This is a genomic window from Novosphingopyxis iocasae (assembly GCF_014334095.1).
GTDB lineage: Bacteria > Pseudomonadota > Alphaproteobacteria > Sphingomonadales > Sphingomonadaceae > Novosphingopyxis > Novosphingopyxis iocasae.
This window is the reverse complement of sequence record NZ_CP060495.1, coordinates 1,274,577-1,300,793: the sequence shown is the minus strand read 5'-3', so window position 1 is coordinate 1,300,793 and position 26,217 is coordinate 1,274,577. Positions and strand designations below refer to the sequence as shown.

18 protein-coding genes are annotated in these 26,217 nt (G+C 60.9%); 12 read left to right on the top strand and 6 right to left on the bottom strand.

What is annotated here, in order from left to right:
- The first annotated feature begins 84 nt into the window (after positions 1 to 84).
- The 4 genes from H7X45_RS06165 to H7X45_RS06150 all read left to right on the top strand — a co-directional run bounded on the left by H7X45_RS06165 (position 85) and on the right by H7X45_RS06150 (position 4,465).
- A complete protein-coding gene (locus H7X45_RS06165; RefSeq protein ID WP_187336629.1) occupies positions 85 to 1,812 on the top strand; it encodes a YadA-like family protein in 1,728 nt (575 codons plus the stop codon).
- A 153-nt stretch (positions 1,813 to 1,965) separates the two neighbouring features.
- Positions 1,966 to 2,268, top strand: coding sequence for a PepSY domain-containing protein (locus tag H7X45_RS06160; RefSeq protein ID WP_187336628.1), 303 nt, complete (start codon positions 1,966 to 1,968; stop codon positions 2,266 to 2,268).
- A gap of 104 nt (positions 2,269 to 2,372) precedes the next feature.
- Positions 2,373 to 3,038 (top strand): response regulator transcription factor, encoded by a 666-nt coding sequence (locus H7X45_RS06155; RefSeq protein WP_187336627.1) that lies wholly within the window; start codon positions 2,373 to 2,375, stop codon positions 3,036 to 3,038.
- A gap of 116 nt (positions 3,039 to 3,154) precedes the next feature.
- Positions 3,155 to 4,465, top strand: a complete 1,311-nt coding sequence (locus H7X45_RS06150) for an ATP-binding protein (RefSeq protein WP_187336626.1) — start codon at positions 3,155 to 3,157, stop codon at positions 4,463 to 4,465.
- 301 nt (positions 4,466 to 4,766) lie between these two features.
- On the opposite strand, the gene H7X45_RS06145 is transcribed toward H7X45_RS06150, so the two are convergent.
- Positions 4,767 to 6,185, bottom strand: a complete 1,419-nt coding sequence (locus H7X45_RS06145; RefSeq protein ID WP_187336625.1) for a carboxylesterase/lipase family protein — start codon at positions 6,183 to 6,185, stop codon at positions 4,767 to 4,769.
- Complete coding sequence (locus tag H7X45_RS06140; protein ID WP_246449759.1) at positions 6,182 to 7,759, bottom strand: carboxylesterase/lipase family protein; 1,578 nt, start codon at positions 7,757 to 7,759, stop codon at positions 6,182 to 6,184. Before H7X45_RS06140 ends, H7X45_RS06145 begins: the two co-directional genes overlap by 4 nt.
- A 314-nt stretch (positions 7,760 to 8,073) precedes the next feature.
- Between H7X45_RS06140 and H7X45_RS06135 the strand changes: the two genes are divergently transcribed.
- The 5 genes from H7X45_RS06135 to H7X45_RS06115 all read left to right on the top strand — a co-directional run bounded on the left by H7X45_RS06135 (position 8,074) and on the right by H7X45_RS06115 (position 16,358).
- Positions 8,074 to 9,693 (top strand): carboxylesterase/lipase family protein, encoded by a 1,620-nt coding sequence (locus tag H7X45_RS06135; RefSeq protein ID WP_246449756.1) that lies wholly within the window; start codon positions 8,074 to 8,076, stop codon positions 9,691 to 9,693.
- Entirely contained in the window at positions 9,690 to 11,228 is a 1,539-nt protein-coding gene (locus H7X45_RS06130; RefSeq protein ID WP_246449754.1) for an MmgE/PrpD family protein, read from the top strand. Before H7X45_RS06135 ends, H7X45_RS06130 begins: the two co-directional genes overlap by 4 nt.
- Before the next feature lie 143 nt (positions 11,229 to 11,371).
- Positions 11,372 to 12,415 (top strand): dihydrodipicolinate synthase family protein, encoded by a 1,044-nt coding sequence (locus H7X45_RS06125; RefSeq protein WP_187336623.1) that lies wholly within the window; start codon positions 11,372 to 11,374, stop codon positions 12,413 to 12,415.
- 115 nt (positions 12,416 to 12,530) lie between these two features.
- A complete protein-coding gene (locus tag H7X45_RS06120; protein ID WP_214645524.1) occupies positions 12,531 to 15,599 on the top strand; it encodes a TonB-dependent receptor domain-containing protein in 3,069 nt (1,022 codons plus the stop codon).
- A gap of 66 nt (positions 15,600 to 15,665) precedes the next feature.
- Positions 15,666 to 16,358, top strand: coding sequence for a TetR/AcrR family transcriptional regulator (locus tag H7X45_RS06115; RefSeq protein WP_187336621.1), 693 nt, complete (start codon positions 15,666 to 15,668; stop codon positions 16,356 to 16,358).
- A 522-nt stretch (positions 16,359 to 16,880) separates the two neighbouring features.
- Here the strand turns inward: H7X45_RS06115 and H7X45_RS06110 are convergent.
- Together H7X45_RS06110 and H7X45_RS15220 are read right to left on the bottom strand one after the other, a co-directional pair.
- Positions 16,881 to 17,576: a hypothetical protein gene (locus tag H7X45_RS06110; RefSeq protein ID WP_187336620.1), complete on the bottom strand. Its 696-nt coding sequence runs from the start codon at positions 17,574 to 17,576 to the stop codon at positions 16,881 to 16,883.
- 1 nt (position 17,577) lies between these two features.
- Complete coding sequence (locus H7X45_RS15220; protein ID WP_246449752.1) at positions 17,578 to 18,018, bottom strand: hypothetical protein; 441 nt, start codon at positions 18,016 to 18,018, stop codon at positions 17,578 to 17,580.
- On the opposite strand from H7X45_RS15220, the gene H7X45_RS06105 reads away from it, so the two are divergent.
- Entirely contained in the window at positions 18,019 to 18,849 is an 831-nt protein-coding gene (locus tag H7X45_RS06105; protein ID WP_246449750.1) for a glycosyltransferase, read from the top strand.
- Here H7X45_RS06105 and H7X45_RS06100 read toward each other — a convergent pair.
- Together H7X45_RS06100 and H7X45_RS06095 are read right to left on the bottom strand one after the other, a co-directional pair.
- Entirely contained in the window at positions 18,842 to 19,525 is a 684-nt protein-coding gene (locus tag H7X45_RS06100) for a glycosyltransferase family 2 protein (protein ID WP_214645523.1), read from the bottom strand. The two genes, H7X45_RS06105 and H7X45_RS06100, sit on opposite strands and share 8 nt — an antisense overlap.
- 200 nt (positions 19,526 to 19,725) lie before the next feature.
- Positions 19,726 to 21,771, bottom strand: a complete 2,046-nt coding sequence (locus H7X45_RS06095) for an HAD-IIB family hydrolase (protein WP_187337009.1) — start codon at positions 21,769 to 21,771, stop codon at positions 19,726 to 19,728.
- A 111-nt stretch (positions 21,772 to 21,882) separates the two neighbouring features.
- On the opposite strand from H7X45_RS06095, the gene H7X45_RS06090 reads away from it, so the two are divergent.
- Together H7X45_RS06090 and H7X45_RS06085 are read left to right on the top strand one after the other, a co-directional pair.
- Positions 21,883 to 22,896 (top strand): glycosyltransferase family 4 protein, encoded by a 1,014-nt coding sequence (locus H7X45_RS06090; protein WP_246449748.1) that lies wholly within the window; start codon positions 21,883 to 21,885, stop codon positions 22,894 to 22,896.
- Between the two features lie 609 nt (positions 22,897 to 23,505).
- Positions 23,506 to 26,199: a TonB-dependent receptor gene (locus H7X45_RS06085; RefSeq protein WP_187336617.1), complete on the top strand. Its 2,694-nt coding sequence runs from the start codon at positions 23,506 to 23,508 to the stop codon at positions 26,197 to 26,199.
- Positions 26,200 to 26,217 lie beyond the last annotated feature (18 nt).

The following is a 26,217-nucleotide window of genomic DNA, read 5'->3' as shown; positions in this document are numbered from 1 at the left end:
TGATGTGCCGAAAATCTCTTGGGGCTAAGCGACGCAGTTCGTCGGCCTCTGGGGTGGAGACGTTTTAGCCAGAGGGATATCATCATGAAAACCGCATTCACGAAGACCAGTTTAGCCTTGTTTGCTACGACGGCGCTTTCCGCCGTCATCGCCACCGCGCCGGCTTCTGCCCAGACCGCTGCTCCCATGCCGCCGGAGAATGGCGATCTGGAATGCGTCGTCTACAATGACGATACGAACACCTTCAGCCCCGGCGGATCGGCCGAAGGCAGTGACGCGCTGGCATGCGGCAATGGCGCCCTTGCCAATGGCAATTCCACGACCGCAGTCGGCGGCGAGAGCGTCGCCACCGGCCCGGGCGCAACGGCTTTCGGCTGGCAGTCCAATGCCGGGGCGGAGCGCGCCCATGCTCTCGGCCACCTCGCATCCGCCCAAGGCGTTCGTTCGCTCGCCATCGGTGAAGCGGCGCAGGCACAGACGGACAACTCCACTGCGATCGGCAATCTGGCCGTCGCGAACGGCATCGACGCGCTTGCAATCGGCGACAGCGCCAGCGCCACCGGCAATTCGACCACCGCGGTAGGCGGGGAGAGCATCGCTTCCACGCCGGGATCGACGGCGATCGGTTGGCAGGCCCGCGCAACCGGCGCAATGGCGACCGCCGTCGGCCACCAGACCACGGCTTCCGGAGATCGCAGCTTTGCAGGAGCGGAAGATGCGGTCGCCTCCGGCACCAATTCCGTTGCGATCGGTCTTCGTTCCACTGCCACCGGCACGGATTCCGTAGCACTCGGCGCCGATTCGCGTGCGCAGGGCAACAGCACGACCGCGCTTGGCGGCCAGAGCATCGCCTCGACGCCCGGCGCAACGGCGCTTGGCTGGCAGGCGGAGGCAACCGGCGCGATGGCGACGGCCGTGGGGCACCAATCTGTCGCTTCGGGCGCGCAGAGCTTCGCGGGTGCTGAGGATGCCGTGGCATCCGGCAACAACGCCATCGCCATCGGCAACACGGCTTTTGCCAGCGGCGGTGATGCCGTTGCAATCGGCGGCAATCGCGATGGCGGCATGAATGGGGGCCGCGCGACGCAGGCCACCGGCGCATCCTCCACCGCGGTCGGCGGGCAGGCGCTCGCCGTGGCCACTGCCGCCACCGCTTATGGCTGGCGCGCAGAAGCCACCGCCGAACGCGCGACGGCGCTCGGCCATCTGGCGAATGCCAGCGGCGTACGCTCGCTCGCAGCAGGTGAGGCGGCCAACGCATCCGGTTCCGGCGCGATTGCGCTGGGCAACCAGTCGGTTGCCTCCGGTGCGAACTCGATCGCCATCGGCAACGGCGCAACCGCGACCAACGACGGTCAGGTCGTGGTCGCAAGCCTCGGCACCAGCGGACAGTATCAGACGGGCCCGATCTCGGTGGTAACTACCGACAATAACGGCACGCTCGGCCGGTCGACCTTGGCATCGGCCAGCGCAGTCGCCGCCAACACCTCTGCGATCGCCGCCAATACCAGCTCGATCGCGGGTCTTCAGGGCGACGTGCAGACGCTCTTCAGCCTGACTGACGATAACCGTCAGGAAATCCGCAAGGCGAACGAGGGTGTGGCGATGGCGCTGGCCATGGAATCGCCCGCAATCCTGCCAGGCACGAACTACGCCTTCTCCGGCGGCGTCGGCTACTTCAACAACCGCGCCGCAGCAGCCACGGCGTTCAGCGCCCGCGTGGCCGAGAACGCGTCGGTCTCCGCCGGTCTCGGTGTCGGCTTCGACAGCGGCGAAGTCGGCGCGCGCGGCGGCTTCCAGGTCGCTTTCTAAACCCCGCGATCACGAAGCATATGAGGAGGTCGGCGCAGCGATGCGCCGACCTTTTCTTTATGTTCATCCGCAGCGCGAGCTAGATTAACGGAACACTGGCTGAGCGGTGCATTCACAAAACATTCAAAGGCTTCACGCTACAGCAAAGCCATCATGCGTATTTCATCGATCCTCCTCGCCGCGTTTCTGGCGGCTGCTGCGCCCATTGTGCCGCTTGCTACGCAGGCGCATGCGCAGGACGACAACAGCCGTGCGCGCAATCATCTTCGCTCGGGCGAAACTATGAGCCTGCGCGAGATTGAACGCCGGATCCTACCCAAGATGCGCGGGATGCAGTATCTGGGGCCTGAATATGATGCGCGCGCGCAGATTTACCGCCTGAAATTTTTGAAGGATGGCCGCGTCTATTTCGTCGATGTTGACGCGCGCACCGGTGAGATCGTCGAGACGCGCTGAGGCGGCGGCGACCCTGCATTCCAACAGCGCAAAGCCTTTGCTCTGAACTTCCGAACGTCCTAATCGTTACGACGCAAGAACAGACAGGCAATCCGGAGACCATAATGCGCGTCCTCATCGTCGAAGACGAACCCACGCTTGGCCAGCAGCTCAAATCTACGCTGGAGGGGATCGGCTACGCTGTTGATCTGTCGACCGATGGCGAAGACGGCCATTTCATGGGTTCCACCGAAAGCTACGACGCAATCATCCTCGATCTCGGCCTGCCTGAAATTGACGGGCTGACAGTGCTCGACCGGTGGCGCAAGGAGGGGCGCAAGTTCCCCGTCCTCGTGCTCACCGCGCGCGACAGCTGGTCCGACAAGGTGGCCGGGCTCGATGCGGGCGCGGACGATTATCTCGCCAAACCCTTCCAGACCGAGGAGCTGATTGCTCGCCTGCGCGCTCTGATACGCCGCGCGTCGGGCAATGCCTCTTCCGAACTGACCGCGGGCGATGTTCGCCTCGACACGCGCTCGGGCAAGGTCACGTTGGCGGGTGAGCCGGTGAAGCTCACCGCGCAGGAATATAAGCTCCTGAGCTACCTCATGCACCACAAGGGCAAGGTGGTGAGCCGTACCGAGTTGATCGAGCATATCTACGATCAGGATTTCGACCGGGACAGCAACACGATCGAAGTGTTCGTCACGCGTATCCGAAAGAAGCTGGGTGCCGAAGTGATCACCACGATCCGCGGCCTCGGTTACAGTCTTGAGGATCCCGACGCCTGAACAAGCCGGCCGCCTTTGATGCCGATGCGGGAAATGTAACGCGCGTCGAAGGCGACGGCGCGGCGTCAGTTCCGTTGCCCGCTGCGCCGCGCAGTACGGGTTCGCTCAGCAAGCGCATGATCGGCATTGCCGCGCTTTGGATCGGCGTGCTGCTGCTGGGCGGTGCGCTGGCGCTGGACCGGGTGCTGGTGAACTCGGTCGAGAGCAATTTCGACAACCAGCTCAACTACGTCCTCACCGCAATGATCGCGTCCGCAGAAGTGGCTCCTGATGGCGAGGTGCGGTTCAGCCGTCCGCTGGGTGATCAGCGCTTCATGGAGCCCAATAGCGGCTTCTACTGGCAAATTCGGGGTAGGGATTATCCCGACTATCCCTCGCGCTCGCTATGGGATCGCACGCTGCCGGTGGACGTGAACAAAACCTATCTCACCCCCCATTTCAGCGACGTCGACAGCTTCCAGGGGGCAACGCTGCGCATGGTGGAGCGCACCATCATCCTGCCGGACAGCGATGTGCGATGGAATTTTGCCGTGGCGCAAAGCACCGAGACGGTGAAGGCCGATATCAAGCGGCTGCGCTCCACGTTGCTGATCAGCTTTGCGATCTTGGGCATCGGGCTCGTTGTCATGGCCGCGTTGCAGACCTTGTATGGGCTCTGGCCGCTGCGTTCCGTGCGGCAGTCGATCGCGGAAATGCGGTCGGGCCGCAAATCGCGCATCACCGATTCCTTCCCGGAAGAGGTGATGCCGATGGTAGGCGAGCTCAACGCGCTGCTCGATCATAATGAGCGGCAGGCCGAAGAAGCGCGGCGGCACGCTGGCAACCTTGCCCACGCGCTGAAAACGCCGCTCACCGTGGTGATGAACGCGGCCACCGCCAAATCGCCCGATCTCGATCAGGTAGTGATGCGCGAATCGACCACGATGCGCCGCCAGGTGGACCACCATCTCGCTCGCGCCCGAGCCGTAGGCCGCCGCGGCCACGCGCACAGCCGCGCGCAGGTGTGGGACTCGCTGGAATCCGTCGAGCGAGCGGTGGGGCGTCTTTACGATAATGTGCGGCTGGATGTGACGGGGGCGAAAGACGCGATCGTGGCCTGCGAACGCCAAGATCTGGATGAGATGATCGGCAACCTCGTCGAAAACGCGGCCAAATATGGCGGCGGCAGCGTGTTCGTGACCGTCGAGGAAAAGGATGACCGCGTCGAAATCCAGGTGGAGGACGATGGCATGGGTATTCCCGAAGTCGAACGCGAGCGCATCTTCGCCCGTGGCGCACGCCTGGACACAGGCAAACCCGGCACCGGCCTCGGCCTCGCCATCGTTCGCGACGTCGCCGAAATCTACGAAGGCGGCATCACGCTGGAAGAAAGCGAAGATCTGGGCGGTCTGCTCGCCCGCCTGTGGCTACCGAAGGCAGTCCGCTGAGCAAAGCCGCGAGCTCGGATCGTTACTGACACCGAAGCTTTTTGCCTTGGGTCTTTTTGCAGCATTTAGCGGCGATTGCGCGGCAGACGCCGACCGTGGCCCAGAGCACCCGGTACCTTGTAGTGAAAATGCAGAAATGGTGGCGGGTTTCCGACGTACAAAAATCGCCGTCGGTTCGAGCTGTCCGCGTGCTGCTGTAGCAGGTCAGAGATTATTGACTGCTGCGAGCGTGAAGCATGATGATCTGGCAGTCCTTTTATCGCTGAATCAAAAGGAAAAGCGAAAGAGGCATAGTTGATCCTTAAGGTCTGCTAGTCTTTCCCGGTTCCGCGCCATTCGGTGGAGAACGCAGCGTATCGGCAGGGACGAGTTCAGGCACCGGTTTTAGCAACGCGGCGACGTGATCATTGGCCGCGCTGCGTGCAAGCCACCGGAAGGTACCGCCGCAATCGAGCTCTCTTGCATCAAGATTTGCCTTGGCGAAGGCAACCCAGCAAGAATGAACAAGCCGCGCTACGGCCCGGTCTTCCTCGGTCGGTCTCGCATCCTCGGTTGGCGCGTAGCTGTCCAGCGTGTCGAAAACGAAGGGCAACTCACCCGCATGCGGGGCACCGTTCGGGTGCTCGGACCGCAGCGCCGAAGGAACGTAATCGAAAAAATATTGGAAGACGGGACGACGCCCCTCTGCAAGTGCCGCAACGCGCTGGGTGCCGGCGAGGCGCCCTTCGTCCGAATTGGTGCCAAGCATCAACATGACATCATTTTCGGCCCGCTTCTCGAAGGCGTCCATGATGGAGCCGGGCTGCACAACGCCGTCAGAGATCGTGCGGAAGCCAAAGCCGCCGATCTTATGTTCCAGAAAACGCCCCGCATCGAGCGCTCGAAGCTGAGCGGAGGTGGCATCGGCGCCGGGAAGCCCTAGATCGCTTGCCACCTTCGCGCCGATCGCTTCCGCCTTCGCCAGGGGAGTCGCGGGGGTGGGAAGAGATCCGGTGGATTCGATAATTGCCTTGCTAAACAGCCCTTTTGCGATGGGTGAGGTGACCAGATTGGCTGTCATCGTGGCGCCGGCGCTTTCCCCGAAAAGGGTAATATTGCGTGGATCTCCGCCGAAAGCCTCAGCGTTTTCTTTGACCCAGCGAAGCGCAGCGATCGCATCCAACAAAGCGTAGTTGGCGTTCGGCCCGCCGTTCTTCTCGCGCGTCAGAGCGGGATGGGCAAAGCCGCCGAGCCCGCCGAGACGATAGTTGATCGTGACGAGAATCACGCCGTCGCGCGCAAAGGCCGTGCCATTATAGGTCGGCAGGCTGCCCGCGCCGACCACACCGCCACCGCCGAACAGCCAGAGCATGATCGGCGCTTTCGTGCCAGTCTTCGGTGCCCAGATGTTGAGGGTGAGGCAGTCTTCCGAAACCGGACCGTGATAACCGCCGAAATTGGGGCTGCCGTCTGCGTTGATCGGCTGCAGACAGGCTGGGCCGAATGCAAAAGCATCTCGAACACCCTCCCACCGGGGCGTACGCGGAGCCGCCCAGCGACCCTCTCCGACGGGTGGCTGCGCGTAGGGAACACCGCGATACACCCTGACGCCGTCATCTACGCTTCCTCTCAGCGAGCCGGAGGTAGTGCGCACGAGATCACTGTCGATACGCTGCACTTCGCCCGGGGTCGTGCAAGCCGTGACGATCAGCGCACAGGCAAGTCCTAGCGAACGTTTCACAGGCCACGGCCTTCTGGCAGGAGGCGCAGCAGAAGCTCCCGCTCACGATCGGGATCGTCAACCACATGCGGCGGCACGTCGAAGATCATGGTGGCGCGGCTCCTGGCATCGTAGCGCGGCCAAGCAGGCAGGTCCTTCGTGTTCGGATTGCCGGTACGCGCAAAGGCTATCCACGCCTCCGACATGAGGTCCGCCATGCGCTGTTGCTCCGGACCGACCCCGGTGTACGATGTAGAACGCGCCACATTGTCGAACACGAAGGCGATATCGAGAGCGTGGGGCGCTTTCAGGCGGCCGCCTTCCACCGGAGTCTCCCAGTCCAGCCGGTACATGTAAACGGGGGCTGCGGATTGCGCGCTTTTGCGTTCAGCCTGCAGGATGGCCGTGCTGCGATAATTGCGGAATGTGGCCACCTGAAAATAGACCTCGCTCGCATCCGCCTCAGGATAGGCCTTTCGCATTCCGTCGATCACGGCGGTTACGTCGACATCTTCCACGACGGGCTTCAGCTTTTCGGGCAGTTCCTCCCAGGTGAGATCGAAGGCCGCTGGATCGGCAAGGCCTGCCTGCAGCCGCATCTCCGTGCGGTTCGTGCCGACGAGCAGAGGAATGTCTTTGGAAATCGGGGTGGCATCGGGTGCGAAGGGCTGCCGCTTCAGCGATCTCCCGTCGACTACGGGGCGGAAGAACGCCGCATGTGTCTTCGACTGCATGAGAACTTTGACATATTGCTCTGTCGGCAAAGCCGCGAGCCCGGCGACGTCGCCTTGCTCAAGACCTGCGGTCTTGAAGATATCGCGGGTCAGGCCGGTTGCGAGCCGGGGGGTGAAACCGGAGAGGGACATCGATCCGGACTGGGCGATCGCCTTGTCGAACAGGCCGTCCGCCTGCTCCATTCCGAGCAAGGTCGACACCTTGGCCGCGCCGCCTGATTCGCCGAAAATGGTAACATTGTCCGGATCGCCGCCGAACGCCGCTGCATTGTCGCGTACCCATTCGAGCGCTTTGACGGTATCCAGGCTGCCCAGGTTGCCGGCATCGGCGTAACGCGGATCGTCGGTGACGCCAGCGAGATAGAGATAGCCGAACCCGTTCAGCCGATGATTGAGGGTGACGACCACGACATCGCCGCGTTCTGCCAGCCGCGTGCCATCATAGCCGCGGCTTGAGCCGGACCCGGTGACGTAGCCGCCGCCATGTAGCCAGACCATGACCGGTCGTTTCTTTCCGTCCGAAAGCCCCCGGGTCCAGACGTTGACGAACAGACAATCCTCGCTTTGCGGCAGATCGTTCACCCAGGACCGGAAAACCGGTACGTCGCCTGACGGGCGCTGCGGGCAATCGGCGCCGAACTGCGTCGCGTCTCGAGGCTCGGTCCAGCGCTCCGGGGACAGAGCGGTTTGAAAGCGCCTGCCCTCTGTGGATGCGCCGTAGGGGACGCCGCGAAAGATGCTGACCTTTCCGTCTTCGCTGCGCGTTCCGATAACCGGTCCATAACGCGTTTCCAGTATCGGGGCGGCGGAAGCCCGCTCGGTTCCAGCTGAACCTGCCGGAACGGTTGTGCATGCGGTCATGGCAGCGGATGCCATCAAGGCAATGGCAGGCATCCAGCTACGTGATCTGCAAGTCGTGGTCATAAGTGTTTCCTCTCCTCTGGGCGCTCTCGATCGCCCCGCTTTCCTCGTACCGTTTCTTCGAACGGCTTCGTCATTCGACCAGTCACCGCGTTCGTTAGGAACTCGGCGCGGCATACCGGATCACCGAGAGTGTGTAGCGCGTATTTTACAGACAGTCACGATTGTTTCTTGATTAGATTGCCTGCGGCAGGCATCATGCCCTCGATAACCGCCGCCCGGATCGGGGCAGGCGGGCACAACGGAGAGGGCTTATGGATATGCTTGTCAGGCCGAACCGGCGTCGGTTCATGGGGATGTCGCTCGCAGGCGGCGCATTGATCGCGACACGTCCCGTAGCCGCGCAAACGCTTTTTCCGGTGGTGGAAACCACGAACGGCAAATTGCGCGGAATGATGGCGGGCGGGATCGCCAAGTTTCTCGGCGTCCGCTACGCCGCACCCACTTCCGGGGCCAATCGCTTCCGATCGCCGCAACCGGTCGAGAAATGGTCCGGCGTGCGCGGTGCGCTGCAATATTCCGACACGGCTCCGCAGGTCCCGGGGGATCGGCGGCATGCCTATGCCGATCTCATCATGTTCGAAAATCAGCCGCGGGGCCCCGGAGAGGACAATCTCGCGCTCAACCTGTGGTCCCCCACGCTGGATCGGCAAGCGGCAAAACCGGTAATCGTCGTGCTCCACGGTGGCGGTTTCTACGGCGGATCGGGCAACAATATCGGCATGGACGGGGAGGAGATGGCGCGCTTTTCGGACAGCGTCGTCATCTCCGTCACCCATCGCCTCGGCGCATTGGGCTTCCTGCATTTGGCGGACGTCGCCGGTGAGGAGTTCGCATCCTCGGGCACCGTAGGCATGCAGGATATCGTCGCTGCACTATCTTGGGTGCGCGACAATGTGGCCGAATTCGGCGGCGATCCCGGCCGCGTGCTGGTCTACGGCCAATCCGGCGGCGGTGCCAAGACGAGCACACTGATGGCGATGCCGAGTGGCAAAGGCCTTTTTCACCGGGCGGGTGTCATGAGCGGATCGGCGCTGCGCATGATGCCCGAGGAGATCGCCGTCCAAAACGCGGCCAAGCTTATGAAGGCGCTGGATATCCAAGACGTCTCTGCGCTCCAGTCGGTTCCCTGGACGAGCCTCCTCGAAACGCAGGCCAAGCTGGAAGCGGCGGCGCGGGCGAAGGGCGAAGCACCCACATCCTTTGCGCCGGTGGTCGACGGCGTCGTGCTTCCGCGGCATCCGTTCGATCCGGACGCGCCCAAGGTAAGCGCCGATGTGCCGATGATCATCTCGACCGCACTAGACGAGCGATCTTACCGGATGATCGACTTCGACATGAGCGAACAGGGCCTGCGGGAATTCGCGCGTAAGCGGGCGGGTGATCGTGCGGCTGAGGTGCTTGACCTCTACCGTGCCGAAGCGCCGGGCGAGACGCCGTTCCTGCTCGCTGCACGCATGGACAGTGACATCTGGTTCCGCAAGGGCGCGTTCGCGCAGGCCGAGCGCAAGGCGGCGCAGAGCGGCGCGAAGCTCTGGACCTATTTGTGGACTTGGCCCAGCCCCGCGTTCGGTGGCCGCTACGGCGCGGTTCATGGCATCGACGTTGCACCCAGCCTTCACAGCATTCGCGGCGGCCTCAATGGGCCCAGCAACGAAAGCCTGGCGATGGCCGACAAGATCGCGTCCAGCTGGGCCAGCTTCGCCGCCAGTGGTGACCCGAATAACGATAAGCTGCCCGCCTGGGCCGCTTATGATCAAGCGAACCGATCCACCATGATCATGAACTTGGACGCGCATGTCGAACAGGACCCGCGCTCTGAAATTCGCCGCTTCTGGGACGGGATCGATATCGGGCGCGGGGACGTCGAATGACGCAGAAGGGCGCGCCCGTTCTCGAGGCAGAGCGTGCCCTCACGAACATCAGTCGTCGCTCCGCGCTCGTGGGGGGAGGGGTGCTGGCTGCGCTCGGCGCTACGTCGCTGAAACCGGCGCAGGCCAGCGCCGGAAATGATGAGGAAAGCGACGGCGGCGACTGGATCGCCGTCATGCCCGCGATCACGCGTTATATCGCCGGAGCCACCAGCGCTGCCGTGCCCTCCGCCATCCGTGAGCGTGCGCGCTTACATATTCTGGACACGCTTGCTTCGATCATCGCCTGCAGCTCGCTGGAAGCGGCGCGGCACGGGCGGCTATACGCGGTGACGCTGAGCGGCGGACTGGAGAGCCCGATCCTGGGCTCCATGCATCGCGCAAGCCTGATCGATGCGACCTTCGCTTCGGCGATGACCGCGCATGCCGCGGAGATTAACGACTTCATTCCGTCCGCATATGTGCAACCCGGCCCGGCAATCGTCAGTGCAGGGATCGCGTTGGCGCACAAGCACCGTCGCTCCGGCCATGATTTGGTCAGCGCGCTGGTAGCCGGTTACGAACTGGCGGGCCGCATGCCCAAAGCCATCGGGACGCGCAATCTCTGGAAGGCGGGTCTGGCCAATCACGGTATCGGCCCAGTGTTCGGAACTGGCGCCGCGAGCGCGGCACTGCTGGGGCTCGATGAGCGGCAGGTCAATCATATGCTGGCTTACTGCGCTCAGCAGGCATCGGGCTCATGGCAATGGATGCTGGACGTCCAGCATATCGAAAAGGCGTTCGTTTTTGCAGGAATGGGCGCGCGCAATGGGCTGCAGGCCGCGCTCATGGCATCCATGGGGTTCACCGGCGTTCCCGATAGTCTGGATGCGCCCAAGGGCTGGTTCCGCTGGCCAGCGCTGAGCGGGGAGGGCGCAGATCCCTCCATCTTGATCGAAGGCCTTGGCGAAACGTTCGAGATGAGCCATGCTGCGATGAAGCGCTATCCGGTGGGCGGCCCCACTCAACCTGCTGTCCGCGCGCTGCTCGATCTGCGGCGCGAGATCGGAACGCAGGAGGTCGCCGCCATCCGGGTGGAGATGCCGGGGTCGGCGGACACGTTCCGCAGCGCCAACATGCCCGCGCTCAACATCCCCTATCTCGCCGCGATCATCATGATCGACGGGCGGCTGGACTTCGTGGACGCGCAATCGCTCGATCGGATGAACACGGATAGGCGGGCGAAAGCGCTTGCGACGAAGGTGGAGGTGGTAGCCGATCCGACACTCGAAACGGGGGAGGGGGAGGCCCGCACCGAAAGCGCTCGTGTGACCCTGACCACCAAGGACGTAAAGACGCATCAGCGGTTCGTGCCATTTGTGCCGGGCTTTCCCACGCATCCCTTGCAGACGGACGAGGTCGAGCAGAAGGCGCGTGAGCTGGTGGTGCCGGTTCTGGGGAAAGACCGGGCCAAACGATTGATTGCGCTATGCGCATCGCTCGACAACGCGTCATCGATTGAGCCCTTGGTGGCCCTCATGCGCTTTCAGACGAGCTGATGGCGCGGCCCGACCTGACGTCCGGCGGTCCCGCCGCTCGAGAAACCGCCTCTCTCTCGGTGTTCGCCCCGACGGCGGAGCGTTTGCGTCCCGACCGCTCGACCGTCCAGCGCGAATGGTGCGAACGGAATCTTCGCGGCCTCATGAACCTCTTTCTCCCCAGCTTCCTAGAGGATTTTCAAACGCTGGATGAAGAGGCGATCCGCCGCGACGTCAATCAAGCGATAGCCCACGGCTTCAGCGGCACCCTGCCGATGGTCAACTGGACCGTTCCGGGTGATCCACGGTGGGAACAATTCCATCGGATTATCATCGACGAAGCGGCCGGGCGCCTTCCGGTTCACGGCATAGTCTTTAACACGCGCGCGGCGGATGACCGGGCGTTGATCGCGGCGCTGGAAAAGCTCGGGGTCGAGTTGGTCCTGCTTGCACCGCGCCATCCCCCGGACATTGATGCGCACGATCTCCATACTTCCATGAAGGATCGGATCACGGCCACCGGGCTACCGATCATGCTGTACGCCGCGCTGGGCGAGGGCAGGAATTTCCCTCACCTCGGCCCCGCGGGCCAGCCACTGGATGTCTACGACCGGCTTGCGGATCTGCCGAATGTGACGTCGATGAAGATTTCCCAGCCCGTGTCTCTCCTGTCTACGATGCAGCTTTGCGCGCGCCTTGGCGATCGGCTTTCCATGGGGCCGGTCAATCTCGATTTCCTCCCGCTTCTCGCAAGACATATCGAGATCGGCTGGAGCGGGCAGTGGAATGCGGAGGCGGTGCAAACGCCTGCGCTTCCCCTGGGGAGCGAGCTGCTGCAGGCCTCGCTACTATCGGATTTCAGAAAACTCGATCGTACGGCGCGGCAGTTACAACCGGTTCTGGACCGGTTCTTCGCCATCCAAGCTCACGTCATACGCAAGGGCGCGCATCCTTGGGCGCATATGCGCTATTATTCGTGGCTCAGCGGAGGAAATGGTGGCCTGCTTCCACCTGACCCGCATGCACCGGCGGGGGCGGTACCCGTCCTCGATGCGCAGGCGCGCCGCCGTATCCGAAGCGCGTTCGCAGCGTCCGGGCTTCCGGTTACCGACGATCCGGAAGAGCAGTTCGTGGTCGGCCGTGCCGGTTGGGCGCGGGGCGTCAGGATGAGCGCGCTGTCAGCCCTACCCAATTATTCCGTGGAATGAACATGGGTGTGGCTTCCATCGCGGTTTTTCCGTCCGCACTGGTCCGTCAATCGTTGGAAAAAATTGAGCAAATTCAGAAGCGTCAATCAGCTAGCCGTATAAGTTACAAACATACTTGACTGTTTATATCAATGGCCGCATCGTGCTGGTCGAACGCCGCAAGTCGGCGGGAACACTGCAAAAAGCAGGTTCCAAACATGGGAGAGTGATGATGAGGCATGTACGCATCGCCGCACTGTGCGGCGTGTGCCTGGCCGGGATGGCAAACCCCGCTTTGGCGCAGCAGGTAACCCCCACGAACGAAAGCAACGAACTGGGCCTTGAGGATCGCAATCCTGCGCCCGTGGCCGAGCCCATCGTGGTCACCGGATCGCGCATCGTGCGGCGGGACTTTACCGCCGAAAGCCCTATTACGACGATCGATCAGGACTTCATCCAGGATTCCGGGCCGGCCACAATAGAGCAGTCGCTGAACGCTCTTCCACAATTCCAGGCCACGCAAGGCTCTCAAACCTCGGCCATCACCGGGGGCTCGGGCGGGCGGGCCAATGCCAATCTACGCGGTCTGGGGGCCGAGCGGACGCTGGTGCTGTTCGACGGGCGCAGACTGCAACCTTCCGACACATCCGGCGCGGTCGATCTCAACACGATCTCCTCTGCGCTGATCTCGACGGTCGAGGTAATCACTGGGGGCGCCTCCGCCGTCTACGGATCGGATGCGATTGCCGGGGTAGTGAACTTCAAGTTCAACAACCGTTTCCGCGGGTTCGAACTGGAAGGCAGCGCAGGCATTTCCGAGCTCGGCGATGCCGCCACCTATAGCGGATCGCTGACCTGGGGAGGGGACTTCGCAGATCAGCGCGGCCGAATTTTCCTTTCGGGATCCTATCTAGAACGCGACACCGCTTCTCAGAACGCTCGCGCCTTCTTTGACAACCAGGATGGTACGTCATCGCCCACCAGTGGTCTGATCATTCAGTCCGGTCGTAATCCCTTCGGCTTCGGAAGGCCGCAAAATGTCGCGGCATTCCGCAATCTGTTCGCCAACACCTATGGCACCAGCATTCCCGGTGTTTCGAGCAGCTACAACATCAATGCCGACGGCACGATTATTGGCCGCAACGGTGCCCTCAATCTGCGCAATACGCAGGGGACCGGCTATATTGTAGCAGAAGGCGTTATTCGTCAGCGCAGCCTTTACGATTCCACCGTCCAACTGCCAATCGAGCGCTATACCGGTTTCGGCCGCGGCGAGTTCGATATCACATCCGATATCACCGCTTATGCGCAGTTGAACTATGCCAATTACACCGTCGATCAGACGTCTGCGTCCGGCGTGCTACAATCGGTGGTGGATCCCATCCAGATCCCCGTCAGCAACCCGTTCATTACGCCCGATCTCCGGATATTGCTGAATGCACGGCCGGTCCCGACCGCACCTTTTTCTTACTATTTCACGGGAACGCGTATCGGCCGCTTGCGGGTTGAGGAGCAATATGACGTCTATCAGGCGCTGGGCGGCCTTAAAGGGCAGCTGGGATCGTCCTTTGGCTTCGATGTGTATGTTAGTCACGGAAAGACAACGCAGGATTCGCGAACCTTCAACCAGATAAGCCGCAGCCGTTTCAATCAGGTCGTCAGCGCGGCGGACGGCGGCGCAAGCCTGTGCGAAGGGGGCTATGATCCGTTCGGTTTTGCACCTGCTTCCCAATCCTGCTCGGAATTTCTGACCATCGATACTGCCAACCGTTTTACCTTCGAACAGACGGTGGTGCAGGGTAATCTGAACGGCCAGATGTTTGAGCTTCCGGGCGGAACGGCGGGTTTCGCCGTTGGTGCGGAGTACCGGCGCAACAGCTACGATGCCGCGATCGATCCGCGCCTGAGCCCCCAGCCGACCGGAACGCCGGGCGTCACCACCGCTCCTGAGGTGCTGGGCACGTCCGGCCAATCGTCGTCGGGCGGCGACATCGCGGTGTCCGAAATCTACGGCGAAATTTTGTTACCGGTCCTGCGCGGGCTCGAGTTTGATCTGGCCTATCGCTATTCCGATTATGATCGGATCGGCGGGGTTCATACATACAAAGCCGGCGCGAACTGGACGCCGATGCGCGGCCTGACCATCCGCGGTGGATATTCGCGCGCCATTCGCGCGCCCAGCCTCGGCAATCTTTTCGCGCCGAGAGAGGGTGCCATTGGCATTATCGGTCGTGCGGCGAGCGGCGGAGGCGATCCTTGCGATGTCACTGGCGATGCTCGCAACGGGCGCATCGAGGGTGTTTCGCGCGATCAGGTACGTGCCCTATGCATTGCGCAGGGCGTGCCGGTTTCGCTGGTCGATGGTTATACTTATTCCGGATCGGCCAACGCTGCCTTCCGGATCGGCAATCCCGATTTGCAGGAAGAAACCGCGGACAGCTACACCATCGGCGCCGTACTGCAGCCGCTGTTCATGGACAGCGTGCTGGACGGTTTTTCGCTGTCGGTCGATTACTATAATATCAAGGTAGACGATGCGATCGGCTATGTGACCAGCCCGATCGCGCTCAACCAATGCTATAATTTCGGCGGGCAGAACCCTGATTACGATCCGCAGAACTTCGCTTGCCAGCTGATCGAACGGGATGCCTCGGGCCTTCTTGCGAATATCCAGGAGCCGCTCTTCAACCTGGCGCAATATCAGACGTCCGGTATCGATTTTCAGATCGACGCATCGCTGGATGTCGCAAACGTCGGTCGTCTCTTCCTAAAAAGCGCAGTGACTTACGTGATCGACTACAAAATCCAGTCCGTCGATTCGGAACCGGTACGCGATTATGCGGGCACTGTAGGCAATGCCCAGATTGACGGGTTCTCGAGCACGCATCCTGCGTGGAAACACGTCACGACATTGGGTGTCGGCGGCGAACTGGGGTCACTATCGTTGCGCTGGCGCTATATCGGTCAGCAGGATAACTCCATCATCGTCACCGATCCCAATACGGACGCCGAAGGGGTGCCGGCGATCAGCTATTTTGACCTCATCGGGCGCTTGGCGGTCAACGATGATTTCGAACTGCGTGGCGGCATTACCAATCTTGCCGATCGCCAACCGCCGGAATTCGGCGGCAATTCGGTAACGCCAACATCTACGTATGACGTTATCGGGCGGCGTTTTTTTGTAGGAGCGACGGCGCGGTTTTAAAGGCCGCGTCGAGACCCACTATTTTGCAACTTGGCGGCGAACCGCAGCCTGTGCGAAAGACCGCGAATGACCAAGCAATCGCCTCCCGACAAGCGCGCCGCATCGGCGGGCGATGGTAGTATCAAACCACGTCAACGGCGTTCCCAAGCTGAGCGGCGCGAAGAGTCTCGTCGGCGCGCCGTTGATGCAGCGATCCACTGCCTGGCCGAGGAGGGTTATGCGGCCACTACGATGATCCACGTGGCGGAGCTTGCGAAAATAAGCCGGGGCGGATTGTTGCATCATTTTCCGGGCAAACCCGAACTGCTGGAGGCTGTGGCCCGCGAATCTATCCGGCGCCTGACAGCCAAGCGCAAAGCGGCCCTCGGCAACGCAAAGGAAGGCGTGGATCGCTTCATTGCGTTGACTGATGCGGCGTGGGCCAACATTCGCGAGCCGGAGTCCATTGCCATCATGGAAATCATGATCGGTTCGCGCAGTGACCCGCAAATTACCGATCTCTCCCGCACCTTGGCCAAGCTCGATCGGTTCCAGGCGGTTAAAGCGAAAAAGCTCGCTCGCCGTGCAGGCATCACATCAGATAAGCTGATCGATACAATGAACCGCCTGCACCAAGCGGCGATGCGGGGATTGGTGCTGGAATGGGTGATCACCGGAAATGAAGATCATGCCGAGGAGGCGTTCGATCTACTATCTTGGTACAAAATTAAGGTCACCGAAAGAATGCTTGAAGAAAGCAGTCACCTCACCAGTGTTTAAAACAAATAGCCATAAATGCTAGAAAGTTGGTTTGGTCTTCGTATATCTAGAAAAGCCAAATTTAACTTGGCGGTGTAGTGTGGCGCCGATTGATGCGTATCAAGTAAAGAAGATCCTTCGCTGAAGCAAATGGGTTTAGTGCAGGAGTAAACGCGAGGCAAAACAGATTAAAACTTGATAAAATACCTTGCGGGTGTAAGTCCGTATTGTGCGGTTACATAAAACTTAGTCGGCATCTTCGAGACGCATCAGTATTACGCAATGTAATTTAGATAAGCACTAATCTAAGTCGAAGCTGAAGAAATACTTATCGAGGCGTCGATTAGTGCCGGACAAGAAGTATCTCGTTTTCATCACGAAGATAGTGATCTCCATGATCCGGAAAGAAAGCTGAGAAGAGCTAAGTCCATAAAATCGTAGGCCGATTATAGGTGGCTCAAGTTGGGCACTTAAAAGTCGGTCACATCCCGGCAAATCACTCCACCGGCCGGTCGATACCTTCTCTAAATATCCTCAGGAGAATCATCGGATCGTCTCGCTTGCCGAGAACAACTCCTCCAATGACGTGTCGATATGGTCGGCCACAAAGTTTCGATCCTCCGCAGTCAGGGGCTCATATCCTTGTGCGTGAAAGGCCCGGTTGCCTTGCCCCTTGTAGCTTCGAACCGGCACGAATTCTTCGCACGGCGAACATCCAGTGATCGTCTCGATCTGCCGAACCAGGCTCGCGGGATCATGCACCAGCTGTTCGTGGGTTAGGAAAACCGCAGCGCCCGAGCGTTCGGCCGTCGCGGTCCAGTTGGCGAGCTTCGCATTGCGCATGACGACTGCGTTGGCGAACCGATCACCGGTCGCCGGGCAGCGCTCCTCCATGATAGGCGTGCCGAGCAGGGGATGGTTTTCATCGATGTTCCAGAACTCGGTGTCCCAGATCGTGTCCCATGGCGCGCGAATGAAGTCCGGGAAGCTGAGCGCGCGCATTTCAGGGCTGGTATGCCATGGCTGGCGATAAAGGCTGCGCAGCCACTCACCCACTTCCCGCGCAATTACAATAACGGCCACATCGCTTGGAATGTCGGTCCGTTCGGGCACGAGCCAATGTTTGAAGCCGTAATCCTCAGTGAAGCAAAGGTCGGGGAAATTGGTTTCCACCAAGCGGATCAAGGCATTGGTGCCGCTGCACCGTTCTCCGTAAATCTGGAAGCGACGGATCGTCAATTCATTCCCCTTTCGTTCTCGGCTGCAGGCCATGCCAAACCTCAAACCGGCTGTCGCCCTCACGCGGATCGTAAAGCAGCTGATGAATGTTAGCCGGCGCAACGGTGCTGCCATTTCGAACGTCTGCAGGCTTATGCAGGAAACCGAAAATCGCCGGCGCGAGCAGACAAGCGACCGCCGTCCCATCGCCGTCTTCGCTCATCATCAGGGCAGGGGACACGCCAACCGGATCATGGCGATTGCGCAGCACCTTCCCGCAGAGCGCCCATTGGTGATCATGACGGCTGACCCTTCGCAATTTGACGGGTTGGCACGGGACGCGGACATCGTCGGCTTGCCGAACATGATCGGCGCTCCGTCGCGCAGCGCAGCTCTGCACGATCAGCCTACTCCCACAACCATGCATTGCGTGCCGTTGGGCGTGGAAGAAATGCGTGGTCATATGGCCCGAATCGCTGAAACCCTTCATCGCTATGATCCCGCATTGTTCCTGATCGACGTTTCTGCCGAAATCGCGTTGCTTTCGCGGATCATGAGCGTGCCTGCGGTATCCATCCGTATGCATGGAGACCGCGGCGACGCCGGCCATTTGGCAGGATATGAGGCTTCGGTCGCCATGCTTGCGCCCTTCGATGAGCGATTGGAGCAGTCGGACTATCCCGGCACGCTGCGCAGAAGGACGTTCTACACCGGCGGGCTGTGCACCACGCGCGATCCCATCCTTACGAAAGAGGACGCGCGTGAAAAATTGGGAATGGACCCGGATCGGCCGGTAACATTGGTGATCGCCGGTGGCGGCGGTTCGGGAACGCCCTACGCGCCGTTGACCGTCGCAGCGCGCGCGGAACCCGATACGTTGTGGTTGATTGCCGGACCAGTCCACCGCGAAGGTCACGAAACCGACTTCGGAAATCTGGTGGAACTTGGCTGGATCGACAATCTGACCGAGTATCTTTCAGCGGCCGACCGGGTGGTTGCGTCGGCAGGGGACAACACCGTGCACGAAATCGCAAGAGCGGCGAAACCGTTCCTGTGCGTGCCCGAATGGCGCTATTTTGACGAACAGAGGGCGAAGGCTCGCGAGCTCGAGCGTTTGGGCGCTGCCGTTTTTCGCGAAACATGGCCCGCGGCCATACCGGCCTGGACCGAAGCACTGGCGCAGACCGATGCGCTCGATCCGGCGTCGATTGCCGCATTGCATGATGAGAATGCTGCCCATGATGCGGCGTTCTGGCTGGAAGATCAGGCGAACCGACTTTGGGATATTAGCTGAAGCGCACGTCATCCGGTTGCCGTGCCGCGGCGATTTCCGCATCGCTCGGTTTCCGCAGGCATTCGATCCGATCACCCGTCCGCTCGATGTAACCAGCGTTTTCAAAAGCTTCGAGCCAATAGTCCATGCACCATTCCCCCCATCTGTCGCGAAACAGCGCGGCATTGCGGAGAATGGATTCGAAATGCTGAAGCGGCGGTTTGTGAACGGCATGATGTTGATGGAAAGCTACCGTGCCGCCAAGCCAGTATAGGTCGACACCGGCCGCGCGAAGCCGCTGTCCGAAATCGGTCTCCTCCGCACCATATCCGAAATAGGCATCGTCCATGCCTCCGGCAGCAAACCAGGCAGATCGTTTCATGATGAACGCGAGGCCCCACAACTCGCCGTGGTCCGCGATCGGCGCACTGTCTATTCCGGCTAGTGCGGGCTTCGCGGGGTGGCGCTGCCCCAGTTCGCACAGCTTTTCGTAATCGGGCAGGCCCGATTTTTTCAGCCAGCCTGATCGGTGCGCGGGCAAATAACGTACTTCGGGCAGGAACACACCATTGAAGGCAAGCGATGTCGTTTCCGCCGCACGTCGAACGAAGTCGGGATCCGCAATGCAATCGACATCGAGAAACGCCAGGATATCGCCGCTCGCCTTCATCGCGGCTGCATTGCGCGCGGCGGCCAAGGGAAGCTCGTCTCCCTCCACTTTGCAAAAGTGCACAGGGAAGGGGAGGGAGCGGTTCAACGCGGGCGGTTCAGGCTGCATATGCGCAACCACCAACTCGTCAGGAGCGACGCGTTGAGCCGCCAGCCCGGCTATCAGATGGTCGAAATGGTCCTGCCGTCCACGTATGATGGTTGCTGTGCTGACGGACTGAAAAACCCCTACCACAAACCGGCCTTACGGAAGTGCTGCACGCCTTCCAGGATGCCAGCGGCATGGGTCGCACGGGCAATGTAGGCATGTGCCAAGGCAGGATGATCCCCAATGCCGTCGCTGGCATTGCCGACGATAATCGGATGCCGGCACGCGCGGAGCATAGCGATGTCATTTCCGCTGTCGCCGGCCACGACCAGTTGATTAGGTTCGAGCCCAAGGACCTGCGCCACATATTTTACAGCGGCGCCTTTGCCGCTCCCGCGGGCAAGCAAATCTACATAGCGACCATGACTGATCACGGTCTCGCCGGCAAAGCCGTTACGCCGCAAATCTTCGGCTAGTGTGTTTACGTCGGCCTTTCCGACAAAGAAGCTGGCTTTGCCAGGCTTCTGTTCCAGGAATCCCTGCGGTTCCAGACCCAGCGCAACCGCCAGATTGGCAAGGGCATCGGGGTCCCAGTTTCGTAGGAGCGAATTGGACCAGGCGGCATCTTCGACGAAACGCCGCATATCGCGGTCGTACCAATGTACGCAGCTTCCCACGCTGCTGATGATGACATCGGGCGTCGGAACATTCTCGGCGGCAAGAATAGCCTGTGCGCTGTGAAAACTCCGCCCGGTAGCGATACCCAGAACCACATTCTGACGATGATCCTGCTGCCACGAAAGAAATTCGCGCAACGCTGCGCGATCGCCGAGGAGCGTGTTGTCGATATCGCAAACCAGCATTCGATTGTGGGCGCTCGGTGCAATTTCGGGAAGCGTAATTTCTTTGATCAACCGGTGATAAATGGCGCAATGGGCTTGCCAGTCATATACCCGGACCGCCGCTGATCCTGCTTCAGAATACTGCGTCCATTTGTCCTCATCGGACAGGATGTCGAGGCAAGCTGCTGCGATGCCCGCCCGGTCGGTGGGACAGACAAGCAGTCCATTTCCGCATCGTTCAATGATGTCGTTCGGTCCGCCGCTGTCCGTCGCAACCACGGGAAGGCCGGAGGCGGCAGCTTCCAGCAGCGTCAGTCCGAACGGCTCGTTCAGCGCGGGGTTGACGAATACGCCGCCGGTCTCGCGAGCCAGCGCGTAATATGCGGGGATGTCGCACGGCGCGTGCGATTTAGGATAGGCAACGCTGCCGTACAGATCATGCCGGTCGATAGCGGCGATCAATTCTTCGATCACCTCACGGCATTCCTGTTCCAGATCGCCCATAAGGCCGCGGCAACCGGCCACGATCACCAGATTGGCCTGCTTTCGCAAATGCGCATTGCCGGCATAGGCTTCGAGCAATGCCATCAAGTTCTTCTTGCGAACCGGCCGCGCGATCGCGAGCAGGATCGGCTTCTCCGGCTCGCGAAGAAACCGCTGCAACTCGCCGCGAACGGTGTCGCTGGGCGTAGCATCTTCAAAGCGATCGAGGACACATCCGGGCGGGATTACCCTTATCCGGCCGCTATCGATCCCGTCATAATGAGAATATTGGGCCTCCGCCTCGTCGCGCGAACTGGCGATTACCGCGTCGGCTGCTTCAAGTACGCGTTCTTCGATGGCAATGCGGCGCTCGATCTCTTCATCACTGACGCCCTGGCTCGCTTGCCGCTTGACCGCCCCCAGCGAATGTCCTGTAAAGAGATAGGGAATGCCAAAGCGTTCCTTTGCTGCGCGCGCGAGAATACCACCGTCAGCGTAATGAGCGTGGATGAGGTCCGGCAACTCGCCGCAGCTGGCCAGAAAGGCAAGAAACGCATCGCACAGCGCCTGGTGCTGTTGCCAGAGTTGCTCCTTCGGCAGATAGGCCGCTTCTCCATCCTGCAGGCGGATCAGCCGCAATTTGCCGGAAACTTCGCCAGCATCGGGCGCGTAGGCTTCGCCGAGCTTATCGTTCTCAAAGCCGCGCGTGACGATATCGATATGCGTAACATCGAGGTCTGCGGCGCTCGCCCTCACGAGTTCCAGCAAATATTTTATGTGGCCGCCCGTGTCCGCCGTAATTCCGTAAGAGACATTTGCCAGCCGAAGGCATCCCTGCAGAGCAATATGGCAAATGCGCATTGAGATCGTTCCTTCCGGATGCAAGAGCGTCAGATCACGCATTCAAGTTCCTGAGATAGTGGCCGATAAATGTTAGCTTCCTGCAGAATTGCTCATGTCGCGCCGGTCATCTTGCCTGTTCCGCCGCTAAGCTATGGCGGCACCGAACGCGTGATTGCAGATCTCGCGCGGGCACAGGCCGCGCTTGGGCACGAGCCGGTGATCTTTGCCGGCAGCGACAGCAGCATCGATCTTCCGCTCCGTTCCGGCTTCCGCTCCCTATCCGATCATCGCGGCAAGGGCACAGTGCCGCCGGGGCTCGCCGCAGAGCTGGAGGCCGCTCAGCTTGCCGAACTGCTGAGGGCGGGAGATGCTTTCGATATCGTCCATTTGCATGGGTCCGCTCATGCCAGCGCACTGTGTCAGACCTGGGCAGCGCCCGTTTTCCGGACGATCCATTGGCGCGCGGACGAGGAAGATCACCGCCAGCATTTCCGTCAATTTCCCGAAGAGCGCGTGGTCGCCATTTCCCACGCCCAAGCCGAAGACATGCCGCAATCCTCTCTGGCGGGTGTCGTGCATCACGGCATCCCGGTCGATCGGCTGACAGAGGGGCGCGGGGCGGGCGGCTATCTTGCCTTCATCGGACGAATGACCGACCAGAAGCGGCCGGACCGGGCCATCGAATTGGCCAGCCGGGCGGGCCTTCCTCTGCAGCTTGCCGGTCCCGTCGATCCCGGAAATCCTGACTATTTCGATCGGGTCGTGGCTCCCGCGCTATCTTCTTCGATACGGCATGTCGGGAGTATCGATGATCGCGCCAAGCAAAGTTTTCTGGGAGATGCTTCGGCCTTGCTGTTCCCGATCGACTGGCCGGAACCCTTCGGGCTGGTGATGATCGAAGCAATGGCCTGCGGAACGCCGGTGATAGCGTGGGCCAAGGGCAGCGTCCCGGAAATCGTCGAGGACGGAGTAACCGGTATCGTCGTGCAGTCTCTGGACGAGGCGCTGGCGCGCTTACCTGAGGTCCTCGCGCTCGACCGAGGCCGCGTCCGCCAACGCTTCGAGGAGCGCTTTACCGCAACCCTCATGGCACAAGACATGTGTGCTCTTTACAGTGCCGTTTTGGAAAGTTCGGAGATTTAGGCTGCGCCCTTTGCTAAGGGATGGCGCCAGCCATCCCATTCTAAGAAGGGAAAGACATCGGTTGCGCCCATCGAACGCGAGGTCGGCCATCGTCCGCTAACTGATAGTAAGGGAACTAGAACTGTCCGCGTGGCCTGGCAATAATTTCTTTAGCCAAATTGTGTGCAGCTAGGGGGTTGAGGACAAGGCTTGGCCCTCGACCTCGACTTCCGCTTCTTCGTCCAATTCTAGAACGTGGTGAAGCTAGTTACGCCTCGGTAAACCTCCATCATCGGTAGTCCGTCTTCCCCTCGAGCATTGAGACGATCGGCTTTCCACCGAGAAATGTCGGTTTATTTTTGTCCGATCCGTTTGCATTGGCCCCTTATAAAAATCGGTCAAACCATAGACCAATTCGTCCACTGCGCTGATGCCGCAGTCTTGGGTGGGAAGGCCTGTTGCTGCAATGCAACAGTTTTTCGTAGTGGGCTGCAATACGGCTTGCTTGTGTGGCCATAGCGCTAAGCCCTTGTTATCCGAGCTGTGTCTTGGGCGAACCATGTTTCGCCATATTCCGACATCTGAACCGGCGTCCTCAGGCGATGCCGACTCTGAAACAAGGGACCTAAAATGAACCGCATCTCGAACGGCGCCTCCGGCGTCGCGATTGCTATCGCCTTATCCACGCCTGCGGCCGCGCAGCAGACCAGTGAGCAGCCGGCAACGCGGCAGCCCCCTGCCGCTCAAAGTGCTGCGGCGCAGAAGGCTAAGCCGAAGGGCGGTGCGCCGGTCATCATCGTGACCGCGCAGCGGCGCAACGAGAACCTGCAGGACGTGCCGATCGCCGTCGACGCCATTGGCGAGCAGGAGCTCGAGCAGCTCAATATCAACACCTTCGACGATTATCTGCAGCAGCTGCCGTCTGTTACCGCAGGCGGTCAGGGCCCTGGCCTCAGCACGATCTATATTCGTGGGCTCGCTTCGACGACGCCCAACCTCACCACCGCGGGCGTTGCGGGACTTGCTCCAAACGTTTCGCTTTATCTCGATGAGCAGCCGCTGGCACAGCCAGGCCGCAACCTCGACGTTTACGCTGCCGATCTGCAGCGGATCGAGGTGCTGAAAGGGCCGCAGGGCACGCTGTTCGGTGCCAGTTCCCAGTCGGGCGTGGTCCGTCTGATCACCAATAAGCCCGACCTGTCGGGCTTCGACGCCAGCTTTACCGTCGGCACGTCTTTCACCAAGGGCGGCGAGGAAAGCTACAAGGCCGAGGCCATGATTAACCTGCCCGTGACGGACCGTTTGGCGGTACGCGGCGTCGTCTATCTGGACGATCAGGGCGGTTATATCGACAATATCGCGGGCACGCGCAGCCTGCGTGACAGCGCGCGTTTCCGCCAAGCCGGCACCGTGCGCCGCAACGGCGTGCCCGTGGCACCGAACCGCGCCGGCATTCAGGCGGGCGCCGATCTTTCCAATGTGACGTTCCGTCAGGCCGACAATTCCGGGCTGGTCGAGGACAATTTCAACGACGCCCAATATTCGGGCTTCCGCGCTTCCGCGCTCTACGAAATCTCGCCGGATTGGAGCGTAACGCTTACACACACCCGCCAGAGCCTGGAGACGGACGGCGTTTTCTTCGCCGATCCCGAGCTCGATCTCGACAATCTGGAGATCCAGCGTTTCGAGGACGATCGGCTGGAGGATAACTTCTCCAACACCGCCTGGAGCGTCGAAGGGCGCCTCGGCATGCTCGATATCGTGTATAACGGAGCCTATACGGACCGCGAGGTCGATCAGCGAATAGACTATACCGATTATCTTTTCGCCGGGCAGTATCTGCCTTATTATATCTGCGACGGCTCGGTGAGCTATCCCGGTGCCGGCAACGATCCGAGCGGCACCTGTCAGGAGCCCAATCTCTACGTTACCTCTCAGGGCGGAACCACCGTCTTCACGCAGGAGCTGCGCTTCAGCACGCCCGAACAGAACCGTTTCCGCGTTACCGGCGGCGGCTTCTATTCGAATCTGATCCTGAAGGAGCGGAACGACTATAATTATCCGGGCAATATCGAGGCGGCCCCATTTGGCGGCTTTGCCCCGAATTTCCCGTTCCCAGGGGCCTATCAGAGCGATCCCGGCCCGCTGCCAGCCAGCGCCATCTTCCGCAACGACGTGCGCCGTTCCGATCGGCAGATCGGCATTTTCGGCGAGGCGAGCTACGATCTCGTCCCCGATCTGCTGACTGCCACCTTCGGCGCGCGCTATTACGATGTGGAAGTGGATTTCGAGGGCACGGCCAACAGCGCCTTCTGCAATGCCGGTGCGGCCGAGGATCAGAACGCTTTTGGCACCAATCTGTCCGATCTCTACGACGGCGATGGCCAGTACACCTTCATCGGTTCGTGCAACGCCGCGCTGCGCCAGACTTTCAGCCAGGGTGACACTGTTCAGGATATCATGGCCGCCGGTCTTTCGCAGGCGCAGGCCACGCAGGTGTTCAACGCGCTGAGCGCACCGGACAAGGCGAAGTCCGAAGGCGTGATCTTCAAGGGCACGCTGACGTTCACGCCGACCGATGACCTGCTGTTCTACGCCACCTATTCGGAAGGCTTCCGTCCGGGCCTGCTCAACCGCCCCGGCGGCGCGCAAGGGCCAGACGGCTTCACGGTTCCGTTCGAGTTGGAGACCGACTCAGTCAACAATTACGAACTGGGCTGGAAGACGCAGCTGTTCGATCGCCAGTTGCGGCTGAACGGCAGCGCCTTTTACGTGGACATCAGCAATCTGCAGACCACTATCTTCGATCCCAGCATCACCAACCTGTTCTTCTCGGACAATGCGGCGAATGCGGAGATCTGGGGGCTGGAAGCGGAGTTCACCTACGCACCCTATACCGTGCCGGGCCTCACGATTTCCGGCGCTTTGTCCGTGCTGGATAGCGAGATCACCGAGGTGCTGACGCCTACCGACGATGTGCAGCTGGGCAGCGATCTGGCTTATGCGCCCAACTTCCAGGGCAATCTGCGTGCGCGCTATGCCTGGGACGTCAGCCCGACGCTGAGCGCCTATGTCATGCCGCAGATGACGCATTCGGGTTCGAAGTTCACGGACATCATCGCCATCAACCGGCTGAAGCTGGACGGTTACACCACCTTCGGCCTGTCCGCAGGTGTCGAGACCGGCCAGTGGAATGTCGAGGTCTATGGCGAGAATCTGAGCGACGAACGGGCGCAGATCTCGGGCGATTTCTATTATGATCGTCCGCGCATCGTGACCAACCGGCCGCTCACCGTGGGTATCCGGGTCGGCTTCGACTACTGATCCGAGGGCGGATTGAAT